This is a genomic window from Kocuria flava (assembly GCF_001482365.1).
Taxonomy (GTDB): domain Bacteria; phylum Actinomycetota; class Actinomycetes; order Actinomycetales; family Micrococcaceae; genus Kocuria; species Kocuria flava.
Genome location: NZ_CP013254.1, coordinates 2834937 through 2854220 on the forward strand (window position 1 = coordinate 2834937; position 19284 = coordinate 2854220).

General features: G+C 74.3%; 21 protein-coding genes. 3 read left to right on the forward strand and 18 right to left on the reverse strand.

Annotated features, from left to right (window positions below; translation table 11 throughout):
- Positions 1-80: 80 nt before the first annotated feature.
- Complete coding sequence (locus AS188_RS12680; protein WP_058859156.1) at positions 81-425, reverse strand: hypothetical protein; 345 nt, start codon at positions 423-425, stop codon at positions 81-83.
- Between the two features lie 95 nt (positions 426-520).
- Here AS188_RS12680 and nucS point away from each other — a divergent pair, with 95 nt between their 5' ends.
- Both nucS and AS188_RS12690 read left to right on the forward strand, forming a co-directional pair.
- Positions 521-1216, forward strand: coding sequence for an endonuclease NucS (nucS, locus tag AS188_RS12685; RefSeq protein WP_058859926.1), 696 nt, complete (start codon positions 521-523; stop codon positions 1214-1216).
- 267 nt (positions 1217-1483) lie between these two features.
- The gene (locus tag AS188_RS12690) at positions 1484-1687 is read left to right on the forward strand and encodes a cold-shock protein (protein ID WP_058859157.1); all 204 of its coding nucleotides are present in this window, start codon (positions 1484-1486) and stop codon (positions 1685-1687) included.
- 95 nt (positions 1688-1782) lie between these two features.
- Here the strand turns inward: AS188_RS12690 and murA are convergent, their stop codons facing one another.
- The 15 genes from murA to AS188_RS12765 form a co-directional block, all read right to left on the reverse strand.
- Positions 1783-3057, reverse strand: coding sequence for a UDP-N-acetylglucosamine 1-carboxyvinyltransferase (gene murA / locus AS188_RS12695; RefSeq protein WP_058859158.1), 1275 nt, complete (start codon positions 3055-3057; stop codon positions 1783-1785).
- Positions 3058-3184: 127 nt separating this feature from the next.
- A complete protein-coding gene (locus AS188_RS12700) occupies positions 3185-3457 on the reverse strand; it encodes a F0F1 ATP synthase subunit epsilon (protein ID WP_083529448.1) in 273 nt (90 codons plus the stop codon).
- Positions 3458-3459: 2 nt separating this feature from the next.
- Positions 3460-4926: a F0F1 ATP synthase subunit beta gene (gene atpD, locus AS188_RS12705; protein WP_058859159.1), complete on the reverse strand. Its 1467-nt coding sequence runs from the start codon at positions 4924-4926 to the stop codon at positions 3460-3462.
- A 52-nt stretch (positions 4927-4978) separates the two neighbouring features.
- Positions 4979-5893 carry a F0F1 ATP synthase subunit gamma gene (locus AS188_RS12710; protein WP_058859160.1) on the reverse strand — a complete coding sequence of 305 codons (915 nt, stop codon included), beginning with the start codon at positions 5891-5893 and terminating at the stop codon, positions 4979-4981.
- A 60-nt stretch (positions 5894-5953) separates the two neighbouring features.
- Positions 5954-7579, reverse strand: coding sequence for a F0F1 ATP synthase subunit alpha (gene atpA / locus AS188_RS12715; protein WP_058859161.1), 1626 nt, complete (start codon positions 7577-7579; stop codon positions 5954-5956).
- 121 nt (positions 7580-7700) lie between these two features.
- Positions 7701-8513: a F0F1 ATP synthase subunit delta gene (locus tag AS188_RS12720; protein ID WP_058859162.1), complete on the reverse strand. Its 813-nt coding sequence runs from the start codon at positions 8511-8513 to the stop codon at positions 7701-7703.
- The gene (locus AS188_RS12725; protein WP_058859163.1) at positions 8513-9064 is read right to left on the reverse strand and encodes a F0F1 ATP synthase subunit B; all 552 of its coding nucleotides are present in this window, start codon (positions 9062-9064) and stop codon (positions 8513-8515) included. Before AS188_RS12725 ends, AS188_RS12720 begins: the two co-directional genes overlap by 1 nt.
- A 47-nt stretch (positions 9065-9111) precedes the next feature.
- On the reverse strand, positions 9112-9315 hold the full coding sequence (gene atpE / locus AS188_RS12730; protein ID WP_017833261.1) for an ATP synthase F0 subunit C: 204 nt from the start codon (positions 9313-9315) through the stop codon (positions 9112-9114).
- A 106-nt stretch (positions 9316-9421) separates the two neighbouring features.
- Positions 9422-10213 carry a F0F1 ATP synthase subunit A gene (gene atpB / locus AS188_RS12735; protein WP_058859164.1) on the reverse strand — a complete coding sequence of 264 codons (792 nt, stop codon included), beginning with the start codon at positions 10211-10213 and terminating at the stop codon, positions 9422-9424.
- Between the two features lie 33 nt (positions 10214-10246).
- Positions 10247-10723, reverse strand: a complete 477-nt coding sequence (locus tag AS188_RS17545) for an AtpZ/AtpI family protein (RefSeq protein WP_236944983.1) — start codon at positions 10721-10723, stop codon at positions 10247-10249.
- A complete protein-coding gene (locus AS188_RS12745; protein ID WP_058859165.1) occupies positions 10720-11070 on the reverse strand; it encodes a hypothetical protein in 351 nt (116 codons plus the stop codon). The genes AS188_RS17545 and AS188_RS12745 overlap by 4 nt, the downstream gene beginning before the upstream one ends.
- Entirely contained in the window at positions 11067-12191 is a 1125-nt protein-coding gene (locus tag AS188_RS12750) for an MraY family glycosyltransferase (RefSeq protein WP_058859166.1), read from the reverse strand. Before AS188_RS12750 ends, AS188_RS12745 begins: the two co-directional genes overlap by 4 nt.
- Positions 12188-14071, reverse strand: coding sequence for a polysaccharide biosynthesis protein (locus AS188_RS12755; RefSeq protein ID WP_058859167.1), 1884 nt, complete (start codon positions 14069-14071; stop codon positions 12188-12190). The genes AS188_RS12750 and AS188_RS12755 overlap by 4 nt, the downstream gene beginning before the upstream one ends.
- Before the next feature lie 56 nt (positions 14072-14127).
- A complete protein-coding gene (locus AS188_RS12760) occupies positions 14128-14958 on the reverse strand; it encodes a glycosyltransferase (RefSeq protein WP_307725717.1) in 831 nt (276 codons plus the stop codon).
- Positions 14955-15866 carry a glycosyltransferase gene (locus AS188_RS12765; protein ID WP_058859168.1) on the reverse strand — a complete coding sequence of 304 codons (912 nt, stop codon included), beginning with the start codon at positions 15864-15866 and terminating at the stop codon, positions 14955-14957. Before AS188_RS12765 ends, AS188_RS12760 begins: the two co-directional genes overlap by 4 nt.
- Positions 15867-16173: 307 nt before the next feature.
- Here AS188_RS12765 and AS188_RS12770 point away from each other — a divergent pair, with 307 nt between their 5' ends.
- Positions 16174-17154 carry an NAD-dependent epimerase/dehydratase family protein gene (locus AS188_RS12770; protein WP_058859169.1) on the forward strand — a complete coding sequence of 327 codons (981 nt, stop codon included), beginning with the start codon at positions 16174-16176 and terminating at the stop codon, positions 17152-17154.
- Positions 17155-17338: 184 nt separating this feature from the next.
- Here the strand turns inward: AS188_RS12770 and AS188_RS16615 are convergent, their stop codons facing one another.
- Both AS188_RS16615 and prmC read right to left on the reverse strand, forming a co-directional pair.
- Complete coding sequence (locus tag AS188_RS16615; RefSeq protein WP_083529449.1) at positions 17339-18400, reverse strand: L-threonylcarbamoyladenylate synthase; 1062 nt, start codon at positions 18398-18400, stop codon at positions 17339-17341.
- Positions 18397-19281 (reverse strand): peptide chain release factor N(5)-glutamine methyltransferase, encoded by an 885-nt coding sequence (gene prmC, locus AS188_RS12780; protein WP_058859170.1) that lies wholly within the window; start codon positions 19279-19281, stop codon positions 18397-18399. The genes AS188_RS16615 and prmC overlap by 4 nt, the downstream gene beginning before the upstream one ends.
- Positions 19282-19284 lie beyond the last annotated feature (3 nt).

A 19284-nucleotide genomic window follows, 5' to 3' on the forward strand; every position in this document is an offset into this window, starting at 1 on the left:
CGTGAACGGGCGGCCCCGGGGCGGGCCGCCCGCACGGTCCCGGTGCCCCCGGCCGGCGACGGGGTGCGCGGCGGGCGGGCTCAGCGGCGGGTGCGCCAGCAGCGCTCGTGCCAGTGGCGCCGGTCCTCGAACGCGGCCCGGGCCCCGAGCAGGGAGTCCTGCTGCCAGACGACGAGGTGGGCGGTGCCGGGGCGGATGGTGCGGCCGCACCCGGGGCACGTGTAGTCCTTCACGGCGTTGGCGGGGCGGACGTGGCGGACCGTCCAGTCGCCGTCGGCGGCCCGTTCGACGACGGGGGCGGGCTCGAGGACCCGCTCGACCGACCACGGCTCCCGGCCGGCGGCCCGCTGCCACTTGGAGGCCCGGGCACCGCCGGGCGGCCCGCCGGAGCGTCGGGCCCGGGAGGAGCGGTTGGAGCGCGGCACGGTCCGGATTCTCTCACACGCCCCGCGCCCGCCCCGCCCCCGGGGCGGGCGCCCGCCGTCGGGACCACCGCCGCGCCCCCGCTAGGCTGGTGCCCGTGCGTCTCGTCATTGCCGATTGCTCCGTCGACTACGAAGGGCGCCTGCGCGCCCACCTGCCCGCCGCCCGCCGCCTGCTGGTCGTGAAGGCCGACGGCTCGGTGCTCGTCCACTCGGACGGCGGCAGCTACAAGCCGCTGAACTGGATGAGCCCCCCGGCCCGCCTGCACGTGGCCCCGCCGGCGCCCGAGCTGGCCGCGGAGGGCGTGGTCGAGACCTGGACGGTGCAGGCCGCCAAGAGCGACGACCGGCTCGTCATCCAGGTCTTCGCCGTGCACGAGGACGTCTCCCACGAGCTCGGGGCCGACCCGGGGCTGGTCAAGGACGGCGTCGAGGCGGACCTCCAGCGCCTGCTCGCCGAGCAGCTGGAGCTGCTGGGCCCGGGCCACACCCTGGTGCGCCGGGAGTACCCCACGGCGATCGGGCCCGTGGACATCCTCGCCCGTGCGGCCGACGGGGCGACGGTCGCGGTCGAGCTCAAGCGCCGCGGCGACATCGACGGCGTCGAGCAGCTCACCCGCTACCTGGAGCTGCTCAACCGCGACCCCCTGCTGGCCCCCGTGCGCGGGGTCTACGCGGCGCAGCTGATCCGCCCGCAGGCCCGGGTGCTCGCCGAGGACCGGGGCATCACGTGCGTCACCCTCGACTACGACGCCATGCGCGGGGTCGACGACAGCGCCTCACGGCTGTTCTGAGCCCGCCCGGCGCGCCGGGCCCCCGCGACGGCGGGACGGATCTGTTGACCGCCCCCCGGGGATGTGTGAAGCTGAACGCGTTCTGAGTTCCATGTACCGCATGCTCGCAGAACGGGTAAAGCGAGCGTGACGTTCGACCTGGACCCGGACCCGCCGCCCCCGGCACGACCGGGGGACGGACCCGGCCGGCGCGCATCTCGTGACACCGCCCTGGTGCACATCCCCGTGCACCTTTCTTCACCCCAGTCTCGCAAGGAGAGATCTTCCATGGCCCAGGGCACCGTCAAGTGGTTCAACGCCGAGAAGGGCTTCGGCTTCATCACCCCCGACGACTCCGACTCCGACGTCTTCGTCCACTACTCGGAGATCCAGTCGGGCGGCTTCCGCACCCTCGAGGAGAACCAGCGCGTCGAGTTCGAGATCGGCCAGGGCCAGAAGGGCCCGCAGGCCACCGGTGTGACCGTCATCTGAGCGGTCCCGCCCGTACCGGCGACGGAAGGGCCCCCACCCGTGCGGGTGGGGGCCCTTCCCCCGTCCCGGCGAGGACGCCGGGGACGGGACGCGTTTCAGGCCCCGCCGGCGATGCGCCGCTCGACGGCGGCGCCGGCGGCGGCCAGCTGCTCCACGAAGTGCTCGTAGCCGCGGTCGACGTGGCCCACCCCGTGCACCTCGGTCTCCCCCTCGGCGGCCATGCCCGCGATCACGAGGGCCGCCCCGGCGCGGATGTCCTTGGCCTCCACCGGCGCCCCGGACAGCAGCGGCACCCCGGTCACCAGGGCGTGGTGGCCGTCCAGGCGCACCCCCGCGCCGAGGCGCTCGAGCTCGGCCGTGAAGCCCCAGCGGGCCTCGAAGACGTTCTCCGTGACCATCCCGGAGCCCTCCGCGACGGCGTTGAGGGCCACCACGAACGGCTGCAGGTCGGTCGGGAACCCGGGGTAGGGCAGGGTCGAGACGTTCACCGCCCGCGGCCGCTCGGGACCGGTCACCACGAGGCGGCCGTCGCCGGTGTCGACCCGGCAGCCGGCGGCGCGCAGCTTGTCCAGCACGACCGTCAGGTGGTCGGGCTCGGCTCCGAGGATCTCCACGGTGCCGCCGGTCACCGCCGCGGCGAACGCCCAGGTGCCGGCCACGATCCGGTCGGGCACGGTGCGGTGCTCGACCGGGTGCAGGGCCGCCACCCCGTGCACCGTGACGGTGCTGGTGCCCAGGCCCTCGATCCGGGCTCCCATGCCCTGGAGCATCCGCCCGATGTCGACGATCTCGGGCTCGCGGGCCGCGTTGTCCACCACGGTGGTGCCCTCGGCCAGGGTCGCCGCCATCATGAGGTTCTCGGTGGCCCCGACCGAGGGGTAGTCCAGCCGGAACGCCGTCCCCCGCAGCGCCTCCGGGACGGAGGCGACGAGGTAGCCGTGCTCGATCTGCAGGACGGCGCCCATGGCCTCGAGCCCGGCGCGGTGCATGTCCAGCCCGCGGGCACCGATGGCGTCGCCGCCGGGGAGCGCGACCTCCGCGGTGCGGCACCGGGCGACCAGCGGCCCCAGCACGGAGATGGACGCGCGCATGGCCCGGACGAGGTCGTAGTCGGCCTGGTGGTGCAGCCGGGCCGGGACGTCGATGCGCACGGTGCGCTCGGCCCGGTCGTAGGCGACCCCGCAGCCCAGCCGGCGCAGCAGCTCGGCCATGATGACGACGTCGTGGATCTCGGGCACGTTGCCGATCGTCGTCTCGCCCTCGGCCAGCAGCGCGGCGGCCATGAGCTTGAGCACGCTGTTCTTCGCCCCGGACACGCGCAGCGTCCCGTGCACCGCGGTGGGCCCGTGCACGACGATCTTGTCTTCCATCAGCACTCCTGCAACGTCCTCGGCCCGGGGCACGGGGCCCCGGGCACGGACGCGGCCTCCGCACCGGTGGTGCGGAGGCCGCGTCGGGTCGGGCGACCGGGCTCGGCCCGGCCGCGGCGGTCCTGGCTCAGGCCGCGGCGCCCTCGAACTCCACGCTGTCGGCCACGATCGTCACGCGGTCGTTGTCGACGGTGACGAACCCGGCGTCGATGGTGCCCTCGAGGCGCTCGCCGTCGACCGGGTCCACGGCGAAGGCACCGGGCTTGAGCAGCCCCGCGACGGCCTCGTGGCCGGGCAGGATCCCGATGTCGCCCTCGGAGGTGCGCACGCGCACCATGCGGGCGGCCCCGGCCCAGATCGAGCGGTCCAGGGAGACGACTTCGACGATCATCTCAGCCACGGCTACTTGCCACCGGTCCGGGACTTGATCTCGTCCCACTGGCGCATGACGTCGTCCAGGCCGCCGACGTTGTAGAACGCCTGCTCGGGCACGTGGTCGAACTCGCCGTCGCAGATCTTCCCGAAGGCCTCGATGGTCTCGGCGATCGGCACGGTGGAGCCCTCCACGCCGGTGAACTGCTTCGCCGTGTAGGTGTTCTGCGACAGGAACTGCTCGATGCGCCGGGCGCGGGAGACGACGACCTTCTGCTCCTCGGAGAGCTCCTCGACGCCCAGGATCGCGATGATGTCCTGCAGCTCCTTGTTCTCCTGCAGGATCGACTTCACGCGCACGGCCACGTCGTAGTGCTGCTGGCCGACGATCTGCGGGTCGAGGATGCGGGAGGTGGAGGTCAGCGGGTCGATCGCCGGGTACAGGCCGCGGGAGGCGATCTCGCGGGAGAGCTCCGTGGTCGCGTCCAGGTGGGCGAAGGTGGTCGCCGGCGCCGGGTCGGTGTAGTCGTCCGCGGGGACGTAGATCGCCTGCATGGAGGTGATCGAGTGGCCCCGGGTCGAGGTGATCCGCTCCTGGAGCACGCCCATCTCGTCGGCGAGGTTGGGCTGGTAGCCCACCGCCGAGGGCATGCGGCCCAGCAGGGTCGAGACCTCGGAGCCGGCCTGGGTGAACCGGAAGATGTTGTCGATGAACAGCAGCACGTCCTGGTTCTGCACGTCGCGGAAGTACTCCGCCATCGTCAGGCCGGTCAGGGCCACGCGCAGACGCGTTCCCGGCGGCTCGTCCATCTGGCCGAAGACGAGCGCGGTGTCCTTGAGGACGCCCGCCTCCTCCATCTCCACCCACAGGTCGTTGCCCTCGCGGGTGCGCTCGCCGACGCCGGCGAACACGGAGGTGCCGCCGAAGTTGCGGGCCACGCGGGTGATCATCTCCTGGATGAGCACCGTCTTGCCCACGCCGGCGCCGCCGAACAGGCCGATCTTCCCGCCCTTGATGTAGGGGGTGAGGAGGTCGATCGACTTGATGCCGGTCTCCATCATCTCCGTGGCGCCCTCGAGCTCCGCGAAGGACGGGGCCTTGCGGTGGATCGGCCAGCGCTCGGTGATCTCCAGGGAGGCGGTCTCCACGTCGAGGGCCTCGCCCAGGACGTTGAAGATGTGGCCCTTGACCACGTCGCCCACGGGCACGGAGATCGGGGCGCCGGTGTCGACGACCGCGGCGCCGCGGACGAGGCCGTCGGTCAGCTGCAGGGAGATCGCGCGGACCATGTTGTTGCCGAGGTGCTGGGCGGTCTCGAAGGTGATCTTCTTCGGCTCGCCGTTGAGCTCGTACTCGGCGGTCAGGGCGTTGTAGACGTCCGGGACGGAGTGCTCCGGGAACTCGATGTCCGCGACCGGGCCGATGACGCGCGCGACGCGGCCGGTGGCGCCGCCCGCGACCGGCTGCCCGGCCTGTTCGCTGATGGTGGCAGTCATTTCTCTCACTTCACTGATTGCGGTGGGTGGTTGCTGGATCGCCGGGGCGGGGTCACTCGAGGGCCGCGGCGCCGCTCACGATCTCGGTGAGCTCGGTGGTGATCGCGGCCTGACGGGCGTTGTTCATCAGGCGCGTGTACTTCTTGATCAGCTCGTCCGCGTTGTCGCCGGCCGCCTTCATCGCCCGCTGACGGGCGGCGAGCTCGCTGGTGGCCGCGTTGGCCAGGCACGCGTAGAGGCGGGCGTCGATGTAGCGCGGGAGCACCGCGTCGAGGAACTCCTCCGGGTTCGGCTCGAACTCGAAGGTGCTCGAGGGCTCCTCCAGCTCGTCGAAGTCCTTGGCCACGTCGTCCGTCAGGGCGTTGGCGTCCACGACCTCCAGCGGCAGCAGGCGCAGCACGCGCGGCTCCTGGACGACCATCGAGCGGAAGACCGTGTAGACCACGTGGATCTCGTCGACGCCGCCCTGCTCGTAGGGGGTCTCGAGGTCCTCGACCAGCACGCGGCGCAGCTCGCGGGCCCGGTCCGCCTGGGCGTTGTCCGTGTCCCCGGTCCAGTTGCGCTCGTAGCCGCGGCGGCGGAAGTCGAAGTACGCCTGCGCCTTGCGGCCGACCAGGTAGACCTTGACCTCCTTGCCCTCGCTGCGGAGCAGCTCCATGAGCGACTCCGCCTCCTTGAGCACGTTGGAGGAGTACGACCCGGCCAGGCCCCGGTCCGAGGTCATGATCACCACGGCGGAGCGCCGGGCGTCCTCGACCTTCGTCGTCAGGACATGGGAGACGTTGTGCTGGCCGGCCACCTGCGAGACGGCGCGGGTGAGCGCGTTCGCGTACGGCCGCGCGGCGTCCACGCGCTGACGGGACTTGTTGATGCGCGAGGTCGCGATCATCTCCATGGCCTTGAAGATCTTCTTCATGGACTTGGTCGACGCGATCTTGTTCCGGTAGACCCGGATCTGCGCTCCCATGTGACTTCCTTTCGTCACCGAGGCCGGTGCGCCGCCGCGGGCGGCGCACCGGTCGGACGGCTACTTCTTGACGATCCGTTCCTGGTCGACCTCGGAGGCGTCGAGGGGCTGGTGCTCCTCGTGGCCGGCCTCGATCCCGTGGTTGGTCCCGCGGAAGTCCCGCTTGACCTCGCCGACGGCGGTCTCGAGGGCCGCGACGGCGTCGTCCTCGAGCTTGCCGGTGGCGACGATCGAGTCCATGACGTTCGTGGTGCGGCGCACGTGGTCGAGCAGGGCCCGCTCGAAGTCCTGCACGTCGGCGACCTCGACCTCGTCCAGGTGGCCGTTGGTGCCGGCCCAGATCGAGACGACCTGGTCCTCGACGGCGTACGGGGTGTACTGCTTCTGCTTGAGCAGCTCCATCAGGCGCGCGCCGCGCGTCAGCTGCTGGCGGGAGGCGGCGTCCAGGTCGGAGGCGAACATCGCGAACGCCTCCATGGACCGGTACGAGGCCAGCTCGAGCTTCAGCGTGCCGGAGACCTTCTTCATCGCCTTGATCTGGGCGGCGCCGCCCACGCGGGAGACGGACACGCCCACGTCCACGGCGGGACGCTGGTTGGCGTTGAACAGGTCCGACTGCAGGAAGATCTGCCCGTCGGTGATGGAGATGACGTTGGTGGGGATGAAGGCGGAGACGTCGTTGGCCTTCGTCTCGACCAGGGGCAGGCCCGTCATCGACCCGGCGCCGAGCTCGTCCGAGAGCTTGGCGCAGCGCTCGAGCAGGCGGGAGTGCAGGTAGAAGACGTCGCCCGGGTAGGCCTCGCGCCCCGGCGGGCGGCGCAGCAGCAGGGACACGGCACGGTAGGCCTCGGCCTGCTTGGACAGGTCGTCGAAGACGATCAGGACGTGCTTGCCGCCGTACATCCAGTGCTGGCCGATGGCCGAGCCGGTGTAGGGGGCGAGGTACTTCAGGCCCGCGGACTCGGAGGCGGGGGCGGCCACGATCGTGGTGTACTCCAGGGCCCCGTTGTCCTCGAGGGTCTGGCGCACGCCGGCGATGGTCGAGGCCTTCTGGCCGACCGCCACGTAGATGCAGCGCACCTGCTTGGAGACGTCGCCGGACTCCCAGTTGGCGCGCTGGTTGAGGATCGCGTCGACGGCGAGGGCGGTCTTGCCGGTCTGGCGGTCGCCGATGATCAGCTGGCGCTGGCCGCGCCCGATCGGGATCATCGCGTCGATGGCCTTGATGCCGGTCTGCAGCGGCTCGTGCACCGACTTGCGCATGGTCACGCCGGGGGCCTGCAGCTCGAGGGCGCGGCGGCCCTCGGCCTCGATGGGGCCGAGGTCGTCGATGGGCTGGCCGAGGGTGTCGACCACACGGCCGAGGTAGGCGTCGCCGACCGGCACGGAGAGGACCTCCCCGGTGCGGTGCACCTCCTGGCCCTCCTCGATCCCGCGGAAGTCGCCGAGGACGACGACGCCGATGTCGCGCACGTCCAGGTTCTGGGCGAGGCCCAGGGTGCCGTTCTCGAAGCGCAGCAGCTCGTTGGCCATGACCGAGGGCAGGCCCTCGACGCGGGCGATGCCGTCGGCGGCGCTGCTGACCCGGCCGACCTCGACTCGTTCTGCGGCGCCGGGCTCGTAGGACGCGGCGAACTCGCTCAGCGCGCTGCGCACCTCGTCGGCGTTGATGGTGACTTCGGACATGTCCTGTCCCTGCTCTCCTAGTTCGTGATCACTGCCGCGGCGGTGACCGTGAGTCCATTCTGTGGCGCCGGCGCGGTGGGCCGCCGCCGGCCGGCACGGCCGGGCCGCCCCGCGAAGGGGGTCAGGCCCGGATGCGCTGGCGCAGCTCGTCGATGCGGGTGGCGACGCTGCCGTCGATGACCTCCTCGCCGACCTGGACCCGCAGCCCGCCGATCAGGGCGGGGTCGAGCTCCTCGGTCAGCTTCAGGTCCTTGCCGTACAGCACGTTGAGCTGGTGCTGCAGGCGGGAGCGCTGCTCCTCGGTCAGCGGGCGGGGAGTGCTCACCCGGGCGATCCACCACTCGCGGCGGGCGGCGACCTCCTCGGCGAAGCGCTCCACGAGCCGCCCGACCAGGGCGCCGCGGGGCGAGAGCACGGCCTGCTCGATGAGCAGGTCGGCCTCCTCCGAGACGCCGGGGGCCAGGCGGCGGGCCAGGCGCGTCCTCGCCTCGGTGGACGCGCGGGGGTCGCCGAGGGCGGTCTGCGCCTCGGGCGAGCCGTCGAGCACGCCCTTGAAGGCGATCAGCTCGTCCACCAGCCGCTCCAGTCCTTCCACGCCGGCGCGGTTCTCCGCGGCGGCCGCCGTGAGGGCGACCCCGGCGTGCTCGAGGGCGTCGCCGATCCCGCGGTCGTCGCTCCAGCGGCGCTCCGCCAGGGCGGCGACGACCTCCACTGCCTCCGGGGAGACCTTGCCGGTGAACAGGCGGCGGATGACCTGCACCCGCGCCTCCCCCGGGTAGGAGGGATCGGTGAGGGAGCGCCGCAGCGCCCCGTTCTCGTCCAGGACGGCCAGCACGCCGAAGACCTCACGGGCGAGCGCGGGACGGGCGGAGCCCGCCCAGCGCTCGACCGCGGCGGCCGACTGGGCGCGGGGGTCGTTGCTCGTCGCCGCCATTATCGCGCCGCACCCGCGTTGCGCTGCTGGTCGGCCTCGAGGTCCGCGAGGAAGCGGTCGACCACGCGGTTGGCGCGCGCGTCGTCGTCGAGGGTCTCCCCCACGATCTTCGACGCGAGCTGCGTGGCGAGCACGCCGACCTCGTTGCGCAGCGACACGACGGCCGCCGAGCGCTCGGCCTCGATGGTGCGGTGGGCGTTCTCCGTGATCCGCGCCGACTCGGCGTTGGCCCGGTCCTTGAAGTCCGCGAGGATCTTCTCGCCCTCGGTGCGGGCCTCCTCGCGGATCTTCTGGGCCTCCAGGCGGGCGCTCTCCAGCTGCTGGTTGTACTCGTCCCGCGCGGCGGCGGCCTCGGCCTGCGCGGCCTTGGCCTTGGCGAGACCGCCCTCGATGGCCTCCGTGCGCTCCTGGTAGACGCGCTCGAAGGCCGGGACGACGAACTTGACGACGAGGAAGAGCAGGATCAGGAACCCGATGAGGGTGATCGCCATCTCCCACACGTTGGGGAAGAGGGGGTTCGCCCCCTCCTCGGCTGCCAGCACCAGTGTCATGTTCGCGATTCCTGTTCTCTCGGAAGGACTAGTAACGGGGGCGCCACTCAGGCAATGAACGCGAGCACGAACCCGAGGATCGCGAGCGCCTCGACCACGGCGAAGCCGAAGAACAGCATGGGCTGCAGGACGCGCTGGGACTCGGGCTGACGGGCGACGGACTGCATGTACGCGGCGAAGATCAGACCCACGCCGATGCCGCCGCCGATGGCGGCCAGACCGTAACCGATGGCGCTGAGCGAACCAGTCATGAGGGGTGTTTCCTTTCTAGGTGCCCGGGTCGGGCGTCGTAGCCGGGATTCGGCTCTGGACAGTTCGGGGAGGCTCGTCGCACCGGCCGGGGCCGGTGCCCGCGGGTCAGTGGCCCTCTTGCAGGGCGCCCTGGACGTAGACCGCGAAGAGCAGGGTGAAGATGTAGGCCTGGAGGACCTGGATGAGGATCTCCAGGAAGTAGATGAAGACGCCCAGCACCGTGGAGCCCACGGAGACCACGCTCAGCAGCCCGCCGTTGGTGAGCAGGAAGGCGGTCATCGACGCGGCGACCATGAGGGCGAGGTGGCCGGCGAACATCGTCGCGAACACACGCAGCGCGTGGGTGACCGGGCGGATGATCAGGTTCGAGAGGAACTCGATCGGGATGAGGAAGACGTAGAGGGCCTTCGGGACGTCCGGCGGCATGGTCATCTTGCCCATGAACCCGCCGAACCCGTGGCGCTTGATGCCCATGAACACCCAGGTGACGTAGGCGATGCCCGCCAGGACATAGGCGGAGCCGGCGTGGGAGAGGGTCGGCAGCTGCAGCACGGGGATCGAGCCGAAGAGGTTGTTCACGAGGATGAAGAAGAAGAACGTGAACAGCAGCGGGATGTAGGGGCGGAACTCCTTCTCGCCGATGATGTCCCGGCCGAGGTGGTTGCGCACGAAGCCGTAGCCGGCCTCGCCGAGGTACTGGGCCTTGGAGGGGACCAGCGCGCGGTGGCGGATGGCCCACATGAAGAAGCCCGCGATCAGCACGACCGACAGGAGGATCAGCAGCATCTGCTTGCCGAACTCGAAGGTTCCCAGCTCGAAGAACGGAGGAAGGTGCATCTCGTCGACGGTCGGAGCGGTGAACCCTCCGGTCGCGGGGAGCCTCAGGGCGGCGTTCAATGCGGGTCCTTTCTGCAGTGCTCTGGCCGGGTGTCACGGTCGGGGCGCCGAGTCCGGGCCGGACTGGTGCGGGTGGTGAGGATCAGCTCCGCCGGAGGTCTTGTCGCGCCGGAGCGCCGCCTGCATGTGGAGGTACACGACGTAGATCCCGGAGGCGGCGCCGATGCACGCTCCCAGGACCACGATCCACCGGGTTCCCAGCACGCGATCCGCACCCCACCCTACCAAACTCCAGAACCCGATCCCGATCACCACGTAGGCGAGTGTCGCCAGGGCCCCGGCGGCCCCGCCGCCCTCCACGAGCTGCCCGGCGGTGCGCAGCCCGCGCCCCGTCCGGGGGGTCTCCCCCGTCCGGCCGGGGGCGCCGTCCGGACCGCCGCCGGGGGCGGCTCCGGGCCCGCCGGGGGCGTCGCGCGGGGGCCCGGCGGCCGGGTCCTCCGGGAAGCGTCCCCCGGGACCGCGCCCGGGGTCGTCGCCGGGTCCGCGGCCGGGGTCCTGGGGGTGGGTCACGGGCTCGCTCCCTCGGGGTCGTGATCGGGGTCGGGTCCGGTCCCGGCGGGCCGGGCGGCGGCCCGCCGGTGCCAGCGGGCGGCCAGCGCGGCCGCCGCGGCGAGCCAGCCGACGACGCCGGCGACCGCGCCCGCGCCGAACCACGGGCGCTCGAGGGCCTCCGGCGCCGGGACGGTGAGCAGCACCCACCCGAGGACGAGGACCTTCAGGACGTAGGTGGCCGCCAGGGCGGGGGCCGCGACGGGGGTCGCCGCCCGGGCGGTGAGGGCGGTCACGGCGAGGGTGAGGGCGGCGACGGCCGCCACGAGCCCGGCCCCGGCCAGGGCGCTGAGCAGGGCCGCGCTCATGCGCGGGCGCCCCGGCCGCGGCGGGCCCGCGCCGTGCGGGCCAGGAGCTCGGGCAGGGTCAGGTAGACGGCGAGCACGGCGACGGCGAAGGCCCCGGCGAGGACGGTCGTGGTGGTCCCCCCGCGCAGGCCCAGCAGGGAGGCGGCCGAGACGAGCACGGTGGCCCCGGCGACCACGAGGGCGGAGCCGAGGTGGCTCAGCCCGGTGTCGGTGAGCCGCTGATAGACGTGCCGGCGGTGGGGGCGCCACCAGACCTCGCCGGCGCGCACGCGGCGCAGCAGGGTCACGGTGGTGTCCGCGACGTAGACGGCCAGCGGGGGCAGCAGGTACTCGACGTAGACGCCCGAGAGGAACGCGGCCACCGCGATGCCGGCGAGCGAGCCGCCGAGCAGGTAGGAGCCGACGTCGCCGAGGAAGACGGTGCCCCGCCCGAGGTTCCACGGCAGGAACCCCGCGAAGCCCCCAGCCACGGCCAGCCCGGCGGCGGTCATCCAGGTGAGGTCGTTGGAGGCCCCCGCCCACGCGTAGAGCAGCCCGGCGGTGAGCCCGTGCAGCCCGGAGATCCCGTTGATCCCGTCCATGAAGTTGGCCATGTTGACGTACGCGGCGACCGCGAGGGTGCCCACCGGCAGCCACCACACGGAGGTGCCCAGCACGGCGGTGAGCACCGCGGTCGCGGCCAGCCCGAGCCCGAGCTGGGCGGCGAGGCGGGCCCGCACGGAGAGCCCCCGGTAGTCCTCGGCCCAGCCCAGCGCCGCGGCGAGCCCGGCCACGGCCAGGACCACGAGCGCGACGGAGCGGTCGACCTCGACGGTGCCCGTGAGCAGGGCCAGGCCGTAGGCGGCCAGGACGGCGGCGGCCACGGCCAGGCCCATCCCGCGCAGCACCTCGTGCTGGTGGGAGGAGCGCTCCCCGGGGATGTCCACGACGCCCCAGCGGGCCAGCAGCGGGCGCACGGCGAAGGGCAGCAGGAGGCTGAGCACGAGCGCGGGCAGGCCCACGCCCAGCACGAGCTGGCCGAGCAGCAGCAGCTCCTGCGGGTCGGGCGGGGCCCCGGGGTCGGTGAGGTCGGGTCCCGCGGCGGGCAGCAGCGCGGCCGCGGCGTGCACCGCGGCGCTCACGACGCGCTCCCCGAGGAGCTGCGGGGCCGCTGCACGGAGGTGGGCGGGGGCTGGGACGAGGCGCGCACCACGGGGATCGTGCCCGTGTAGACCATCCCGCCGCGCACCTTCCAGGTGTGCCGGTCGAGCTGGGCGGGGTCGAGCCGGTCGGCGCGGGCGTGGGAGATCTTCGGGTGGAAGGGCCGCTCGTCCTGCTCGCCGAGCCCGATCAGGTCCTCGTGCAGCTTCTCGCCGGGGCGCAGCCCGGTGATCTCGATCTCGACGTCCTCGCGCCCGCTCATCACCCGCAGCCGCTCGGCGATGTCCATGATGCGCACGGGCTCGCCCATGTCGAGGATCAGCACCTCGCCGCCGCGGGCGATCGCCCCGGCCTGGACGACGAGCTGGCAGGCCTCGGGGATGGTCATGAAGTAGCGGGTGGCCTCGGGGTCCGTGACGGTGATGGGCCCGCCCTGGCGGATCTGCTCGGTGAACAGCGGCAGCATGGAGCCGCGGGAGCCGAAGACGTTGCCGAAGCGCACGGACGCGTAGCGGCGCCCGGTGCGGTCCGCCATCCAGGCGGTGAGCTTCTCGGCGACCCGCTTGGAGTGGCCCAGGGCCGTGGTGGGGTTGGCGGCCTTGTCGGTGGAGATGTTCACGAACACCTCCACGCCGGCGCGCTCGGCGGCCCGCAGCACGTTGAGGGTCCCCAGCACGTTGGTCTTCCAGGCCTCGTCCGGGTACTGCTCGAGCAGCGAGACGTGCTTGAGGGCGGCGGCGTGGAAGACCACGTGGGGGCGGCGCCGCTCCAGGACGGCGGTGAGGGTCTCGGGGTCGCGGATGTCGGCGAGCACGGTGTCCTCGCCGTCGAGCAGCCCGCGGCCGGTGATGGAGATCTGCGTGGCCTGCAGGGCGGACTCGTCGCGGTCGAGCATGATCAGCTCCGCCGGCTCGAAGCCCACGAGCTGGCGGCACAGCTCCGAGCCGATCGACCCGCCGGCGCCGGTGACGAGCACCCGGCGGCCGCGGACGTAGCCGGCGATCTCCTCGACGTCGATGTCCACCGGCCGGCGCCCGATGAGGTCCTCCATGCTGATGTCGCGGAAGTCCACGGCCCGGTTGCGGTTGGCGAGCACCTCCCCCAGCGGGGGCATGGTCACCACGCGCGCGCCGGTGCCGGCGACCGCGTCCGCCACCCGCCGCATGATCTGCGGGTCCGGGGTGGACATCGCCACGATCAGCACGGAGGCACGCGTCTGGGCGAGCACCTCGCGGGCGTCGTGCAGGGTGCCCAGGACGGGCACGGAGGAGATCCGCAGGTGCTTCTTGGCGGGGTCGTCGTCGAGCAGCGCCACGGGCAGGAACTCGGAGCGGGGGTCCTGCATCATGCGCTGGACCAGGAACGTGCCAAGCCGCCCGGCGCCGTAGACGACGACCTGCTGGGCGGCGGCCCCCGGGCGGGCGGAGGCCTCCTGGTACATCCGCTTCAGGTAGCGGAAGGCGGCCATGAACAGGCACGCGAACGGGAAGGCGATCAGGGCGGTGGAGCGCGGGATGCCGATGGCCGTGCCGACCACGAGCAGCAGCACCTGCAGCACCGCGGTGACGATGAGGGTCACGACGACGAGCAGCTTGGCCTCGTCGAAGCTGCCGAAGGAGTAGCGGCCCTTGTAGAGGGCGAAGGAGAAGCCGACGACGAGCTGGGCGGCGACGGCGACCGCCGAGACCACCAGCAGTCCGGGCACCGAGATGAACTGGAGGTTCATCTCGTAGCGCAGCACGAGGGCCAGCACGAGGGCGACCGCCCACGCGGCCGAGTCGAGCAGCATCTGGATCCACAGCCACGCCGCGGGCCGGTCGGTCACCGCGGGGGGCGCGGGTCGCTCGGGCTCACCACTCATGGGGCGTTCCTTTCGTGGTCGGTGCCGCCGGCCGCTCGGTGCGCGGGCACGGCCGGTCAGCGGCGGGGGGCGCCGACCATGGTCCGGTAGGCGAGCTCCCGGAGCCGGGTGGGCACGAAGCGGTACCCGCCGCGGACCACGACGTTGCGCACCCATTGTAGGGAGCTGACGTGGCCGATCCCCCGCAGGCGGGCCTGCAGGGCCAGCTCGGCCCGGAAGACCCGCACCCCGCCCCGGCGCTCGTAGGAGCCCGCCGAGACCCGGTAGCCCACGAGCGGCTCGGCCACGTTGGCGACCCGGGCGCCCGCGCGCAGCATCCGCACCCACAGCCAGTAGTCCTCCGCGAGCGGCACGTCCTCGTAGCCGCCGACGGCCTCGACGGCGGAGCGGCGCAGCACGACGGTGGGGTGGCTGACGGGGTTGCGGTGGCGGGAGACGGCCAGGATGTCCCGCTCCCCCACCGGAGCCCGGCGCAGGGCCAGCGGGCGGGTCTCGTCGTCGCCGATCTCGTGCATCGACGAGCCCACGAGGTCGGCCCCGGCCTCGAGCAGCGGCAGCTGCACGGCGAAGCGGCGGGGGTAGGAGACGTCGTCGGCGTCGGCGCGGGCGACGAGCTCGTGCCGGCACCGGGCGAGCCCGGCGTTGAGGGCGGCGGTCAGCCCGGCGTTGACCGCCAGGTCGACCCGGACCACCGGGACGGGCAGCTCCCGCTCGAGCCGGGCCAGCTCCGCCTCGACGGGCACGGGCACGGGCCCGTCGCGCACGATCACGAGCTCCGCGGGCCGGCGCCGCTGCTCGACGGTGCTGGACTCCGCCGCCCGGCGCACCCGCTGCGCGGTGTCGCCCCGGTAGACGGGCATCAGCACCGAGAACGGCGCCCCGCTCACCGCGGCCCGCCGAAGCCTCGCCCGCGCATGCCCTCGGCGTAGCGGGCCGCCGTCTCGGCCAGCCCGCGCAGGTCCCCGCGGCGCAGGTAGTGCAGGGGGTAGCCGACGAGGTCGGCGCCGAGCTGGACGACGCGGCGGTAGTGCCACGTCGTCCAGCCGCGGTTGCGGAAGAAGTGCGCGCGCTTGAACGCGGTGCCCGGCACCACGACCTTCAGCCGGCCGGGGAGCACCTCGTGCTCCTCGTCCCAGCCCGGCGGGTGGGCCACGGCCGTGCGCGTGCTCGTGCCGAAGGCCACCCCCGCCCGGCGCAGGCGCACGAGGAAGTCGACCTCGTCCCCGCGCAGGAACAGCCGCAGGTCGGGCAGGCCGATGCGGAAGAAGACGTCCTCGGCCACGAGGGCGCCGTTGAAGAACGCGGCGTAGCCGGGCAGGAACCCGAGCGGCTCCAGGGCGGCGCGGGAGCGGGTGAGCCGGCCCCCGAGCCGGTAGGAGAAGGCCAGCGCCCCGTGGTCCTGGGGGGCCACGACCAGCGGGGAGACCACGGACAGCTCCCGGGCTTCCGCCTCCTCGAGGAGCACGGCGAGGCAGTCCGGGTCCACGGGCCGGGCGTCGTCGTCCATGAGCCACACCCGCTCGGCGCCCGTGGCCAGCGCCGTGAGGATCGCCAGCGCGAAGCCGCCGGCCCCGCCCAGGTTGGCCAGGGAGCGCACGTGCTCGAGCCGGAACGCCCCGTCGACCGCCGCCTCGAGCCGCTCCCGCGGGACCTCCTCGCGCCCGGCGTCGACGAGGCACAGGGAGGCCACGGGCACGGTCTGCTCGCGCAGGGCGGCGACGAGGGCGAGGACGTCCTCGGGCCGGTCCTGGGTGACGCAGGCCACCGCCACGGTCGGCGCGGGCTTCGACGGCATGCGGGGTCCTCCAGGGGTGCGGGGCGGGGCGCGGGGGTGCGGGCCCGAGGGGCGGGGAGCCCGGCCGAGTCTAGCAAGGCGCCCCCGCGACGACCGGGCGGCAGCCCCGACGGGAGCGGCACGGCGCCGCCGGCGGCCCGGGGCCGGGCGCCCGCGCCCGCGCCCGCCCGGGGCGGTTCCGGCCCCGGCCCCGGGTCCCGGTCCGGGCCGGGGCCGGTCTGTACGATGAGCGCAAGGATCCGGACCCGACGGCGGCGCCCCCGGGCACCGCCGCCGGCCGGGCGCAGCCGGCAGGAAGGAAGGCACCGTGACATCGAGGACCTGGGCAGTGCTCGGAGCGACCGGGTTCGTGGGCTCCGCGACCGTGGCCCGGCTGCAGGCCGACGGGCAGCGCGTGGTCCCCGTCGCCGCGCCGCGGCTGGCCTCCGGGGCGCACACGGTCCACCACCTGCTGCAGCAGGCCGGCCGGCTCGAGTCCGTGCTGGACTACCTCGCGGAGTCCTTCGCCGGGGCCGACGTCGTGCTCAACGCGGCCGGGCTGGCGGCCCCGGACCAGCGCCACGAGGAGTCGCTGATCGGGGCCAACGCCCTGCTGCCCGTGCTCGTCGCGCTCGCGGCCCGGCGCACGAGCGTGCGCCGGGTCCTCCACGTCAGCTCCGCCGCGGTGCAGGGCGACGTCGACGTCCTCGACGAGACGCCCACGGTGCGGCCCTTCTCCCCCTACTCCTTCTCGAAGGCCCTCGGTGAGAGCGCGCTGCTGAAGCTGCGCCGCGACTGGGTCGACGACCCGGACGCGCCGGGGGTGACCGTGCTGCGCGCGACCTCCGTGCAGGGCTCCGGGCGGCGCACGACGGCCCGCCTGGTGCGCTTCGCGTCCTCGCCGGTCAGCTCGGTGGCCGGGGACGGCACGGCGCACACCCCGGTGACCTCCGTGCACGCCCTGGCCGAGTTCACCTCCCGCGCGGGGCGCCACGCCGGGACGCTGCCGCCGGTCGTGCTCCAGCCCTGGGAGGGGGCGACGACGGCCTCGATCCTGCGCGACGCCGGGCGGCGGGAGCCGCTGCGGCTGCCGGCGCCCCTGTGCCGGCTGGTCGTGGACACCGCCTTCGGGCTCTCGGCCCTGGCCGGGCACCGGTGGCACGGGCTCGTGCGCCGGCTCGAGGTGACCTGGTTCGGCCAGCGGCAGGCGCGCGGCTGGGCCGAGGAGCACGACGCCGTCCCGGAGCCGCGCATCGGCGAGGTGCTGCGCCAGGCCCACCTCGCCGCCGGGCGCCGCCGCCGGGGCTGAGGCCCGGCACGGGCCCCCGGGGCTCCCCGGACGCGCGGGCTCCGCGTGCGCCGGTCCCCGGCTGCGTCGTCTCCTGCGCCGCACCCGTCGGTGCCGCCCCCGGACCGTCCGGGGGCGGCACCGCCCCGGGGCGGTCGCCCGGGGTGGAGGCTCCGGTCCCGGCCGGTCCCCCGGCCGGAGCGGTTCAGTCCGTGCCGAGCCCCCGGGCGACCAGGCGCGCCGCCTCCTCGACCGGCAGCGGCGGCTGCGGCCCCGCCGGGGCCTGCGGACCGCGGCGGGCGCGGTCCTGGTCCACGGCCGGCGCCGGTGCCCCGGCGGAGCGGGCCACGAGCGTCGCGGCGAGGTGCTGGTCCTCGGCCGCCGCGGCCGGTCCCGGCCCGCGCAGCGGCGCGGCACCCCCCGCCGGGACCGTCGTCCCGGCGGGCTGCGCCGGTCCCCCGCCTGCGGGGCCGGCACCTCCCGCGCCGGTGCCGTCCGCGCCGACACCGTCCGTGCCGGGGGCGGCCGCGGGCTCCGGGGCCTCCCCCGGGACGGGGTCCGCGGCGTGCGACCCGGTGCCCCCGGGCTGCGGGCCGGCGGCGGGCGGATCGCCGGCCGTCACGGCGGGCACGACCTCCCGCAGCCGCTGGAGCGGGATCGCCCCGTGGCGCACGACCACCGGGGCCTCCCCCGTGCAGTCGACGATGGTGGAGGCGACCGGGTCGGTGCCGGGCTCGCCGCGCGGGCCGTCGTCGAGGTAGAGCTCGACCGACTCCCCCAGCATCGCGGCCGCCTCGTCCGCGGTGGTCGCCGCGGGCCGGCCGGTGCGGTTGGCCGAGGACACGGCCAGGGGGCCGGTCTCGATCAGCAGCGCCCGCGCCACGTCGTCGTCGGGCACGCGCAGCGCGACGGTCCCCCGGGTCTCCCCCAGGTCCCAGCCCAGCGAGGGCTGCGCGTGAAGGATCAGGGTCAGCCCGCCGGGCCAGAACGCGCGCGCGAGCGCCCGGGCGTCCTCGGAGACCTCGTCGGCCAGCCCGTCGAGGACCCCGGCGTGGGCGATGAGCACGGGCGGGGGCATGGCGCGGGTGCGTCCCTTGGCGGCCAGCAGACCGGTGACCCCGCGGGCGGAGAACGCGTCCGCGCCGATGCCGTAGACGGTGTCGGTCGGCAGCACGACACACCCGTCGGCGGCCAGGGCGCGGGCGGCGTGCTTGAGGCCGGCGGCGCGCTCGGCGACGTTGCTGCAGTCGTAGACGGTGGTGCTCACGGGCTCATTCTCCCATCCGTTGCGGCGTCCGGGCGGCGCCCGGCGGTGGCACGGTCGCGGCCGGTCAGGTCCTGGTGGCCGGTGACCCCGGTGAACCCGGCCCCGGTGAGGATCCGGGCGACGGCCCCGGCCTGGACCTCGGCGTGCTCCATCACGAAGTACCCGCCGGGGCGCAGCAGCCGCACCGCGGAGGCCACGGCCGCGCGCGGGAGCTCGAGCCCGTCCTCCCCGCCCCCGTACAGGGCCAGGGCGGGGTCGTGCTCGCGGGCCTCGGGCTCCCGGGGCACGGCCCCGGCGGGGATGTAGGGCGGGTTGGAGACGACGACGTCGCAGCGGCCGGCGAGCTCCGGGAAGGCCGTGCGCAGGTCCCCGCGCACGAGCTCGGCGCGGCTGCCGCGCAGGTTCTCGGCGGCCCACGCGTGGGCGGACCCGGACAGCTCGACGGCGTGCACCCGGGCCTGCGGGACCTCGTGGGCGACCGAGGCGGCGATCGCCCCGGAGCCGGTGCCCAGGTCCACGACCCGCGGACGGTGCACCCCCTCGGCGAGCCGGCGGCGCAGCTCGTCCACGACCGCCTGGACGACGACCTCGGTCTCGGGACGGGGCACGAACACGCCCGGGCCCACGGCCAGGCTCAGGTAGCGGAAGTGGGCGACCCCCGTGAGGTGCTGCAGGGGGACGCGGCGGGCGCGCTGGGCGACGAGCTCGGCGTAGCCCGCCGGCTCGTCGGCGCCGATCACGGCGCGCGCCTCGACCTCGCCCCGCGACAGGCCCAGGAGGTGCCCGGCCAGCAGCAGCGCGTCCGTGCGGGCGGACTCGACGCCCGCCTCGGCGAGGACCTGCTCCGCCCAGCGCACGGCCTGGCCCAGCGACCTGCTCACCAC

What these genes read in the sequence shown, in the direction of transcription:
- AS188_RS12745 (WP_058859165.1), bottom strand. Translation starts at nt 11,070, where the DNA reads ATGAGCGCGGCCCTGCTCAGCGCCCTGGCCGGGGCCGGGCTCGTGGCG.
- AS188_RS12725 (WP_058859163.1), bottom strand. Translation starts at nt 9,064, where the DNA reads ATGACACTGGTGCTGGCAGCCGAGGAGGGGGCGAACCCCCTCTTCCCC.
- AS188_RS12765 (WP_058859168.1), bottom strand. Translation starts at nt 15,866, where the DNA reads ATGCCGTCGAAGCCCGCGCCGACCGTGGCGGTGGCCTGCGTCACCCAG.
- atpA (WP_058859161.1), bottom strand. Translation starts at nt 7,579, where the DNA reads ATGTCCGAAGTCACCATCAACGCCGACGAGGTGCGCAGCGCGCTGAGC.
- AS188_RS12690 (WP_058859157.1), top strand. Translation starts at nt 1,484, where the DNA reads ATGGCCCAGGGCACCGTCAAGTGGTTCAACGCCGAGAAGGGCTTCGGC.
- AS188_RS12710 (WP_058859160.1), bottom strand. Translation starts at nt 5,893, where the DNA reads ATGGGAGCGCAGATCCGGGTCTACCGGAACAAGATCGCGTCGACCAAG.
- atpE (WP_017833261.1), bottom strand. Translation starts at nt 9,315, where the DNA reads ATGACTGGTTCGCTCAGCGCCATCGGTTACGGTCTGGCCGCCATCGGC.
- atpD (WP_058859159.1), bottom strand. Translation starts at nt 4,926, where the DNA reads ATGACTGCCACCATCAGCGAACAGGCCGGGCAGCCGGTCGCGGGCGGC.
- AS188_RS12720 (WP_058859162.1), bottom strand. Translation starts at nt 8,513, where the DNA reads ATGGCGGCGACGAGCAACGACCCCCGCGCCCAGTCGGCCGCCGCGGTC.
- AS188_RS12755 (WP_058859167.1), bottom strand. Translation starts at nt 14,071, where the DNA reads ATGAGTGGTGAGCCCGAGCGACCCGCGCCCCCCGCGGTGACCGACCGG.
- murA (WP_058859158.1), bottom strand. Translation starts at nt 3,057, where the DNA reads ATGGAAGACAAGATCGTCGTGCACGGGCCCACCGCGGTGCACGGGACG.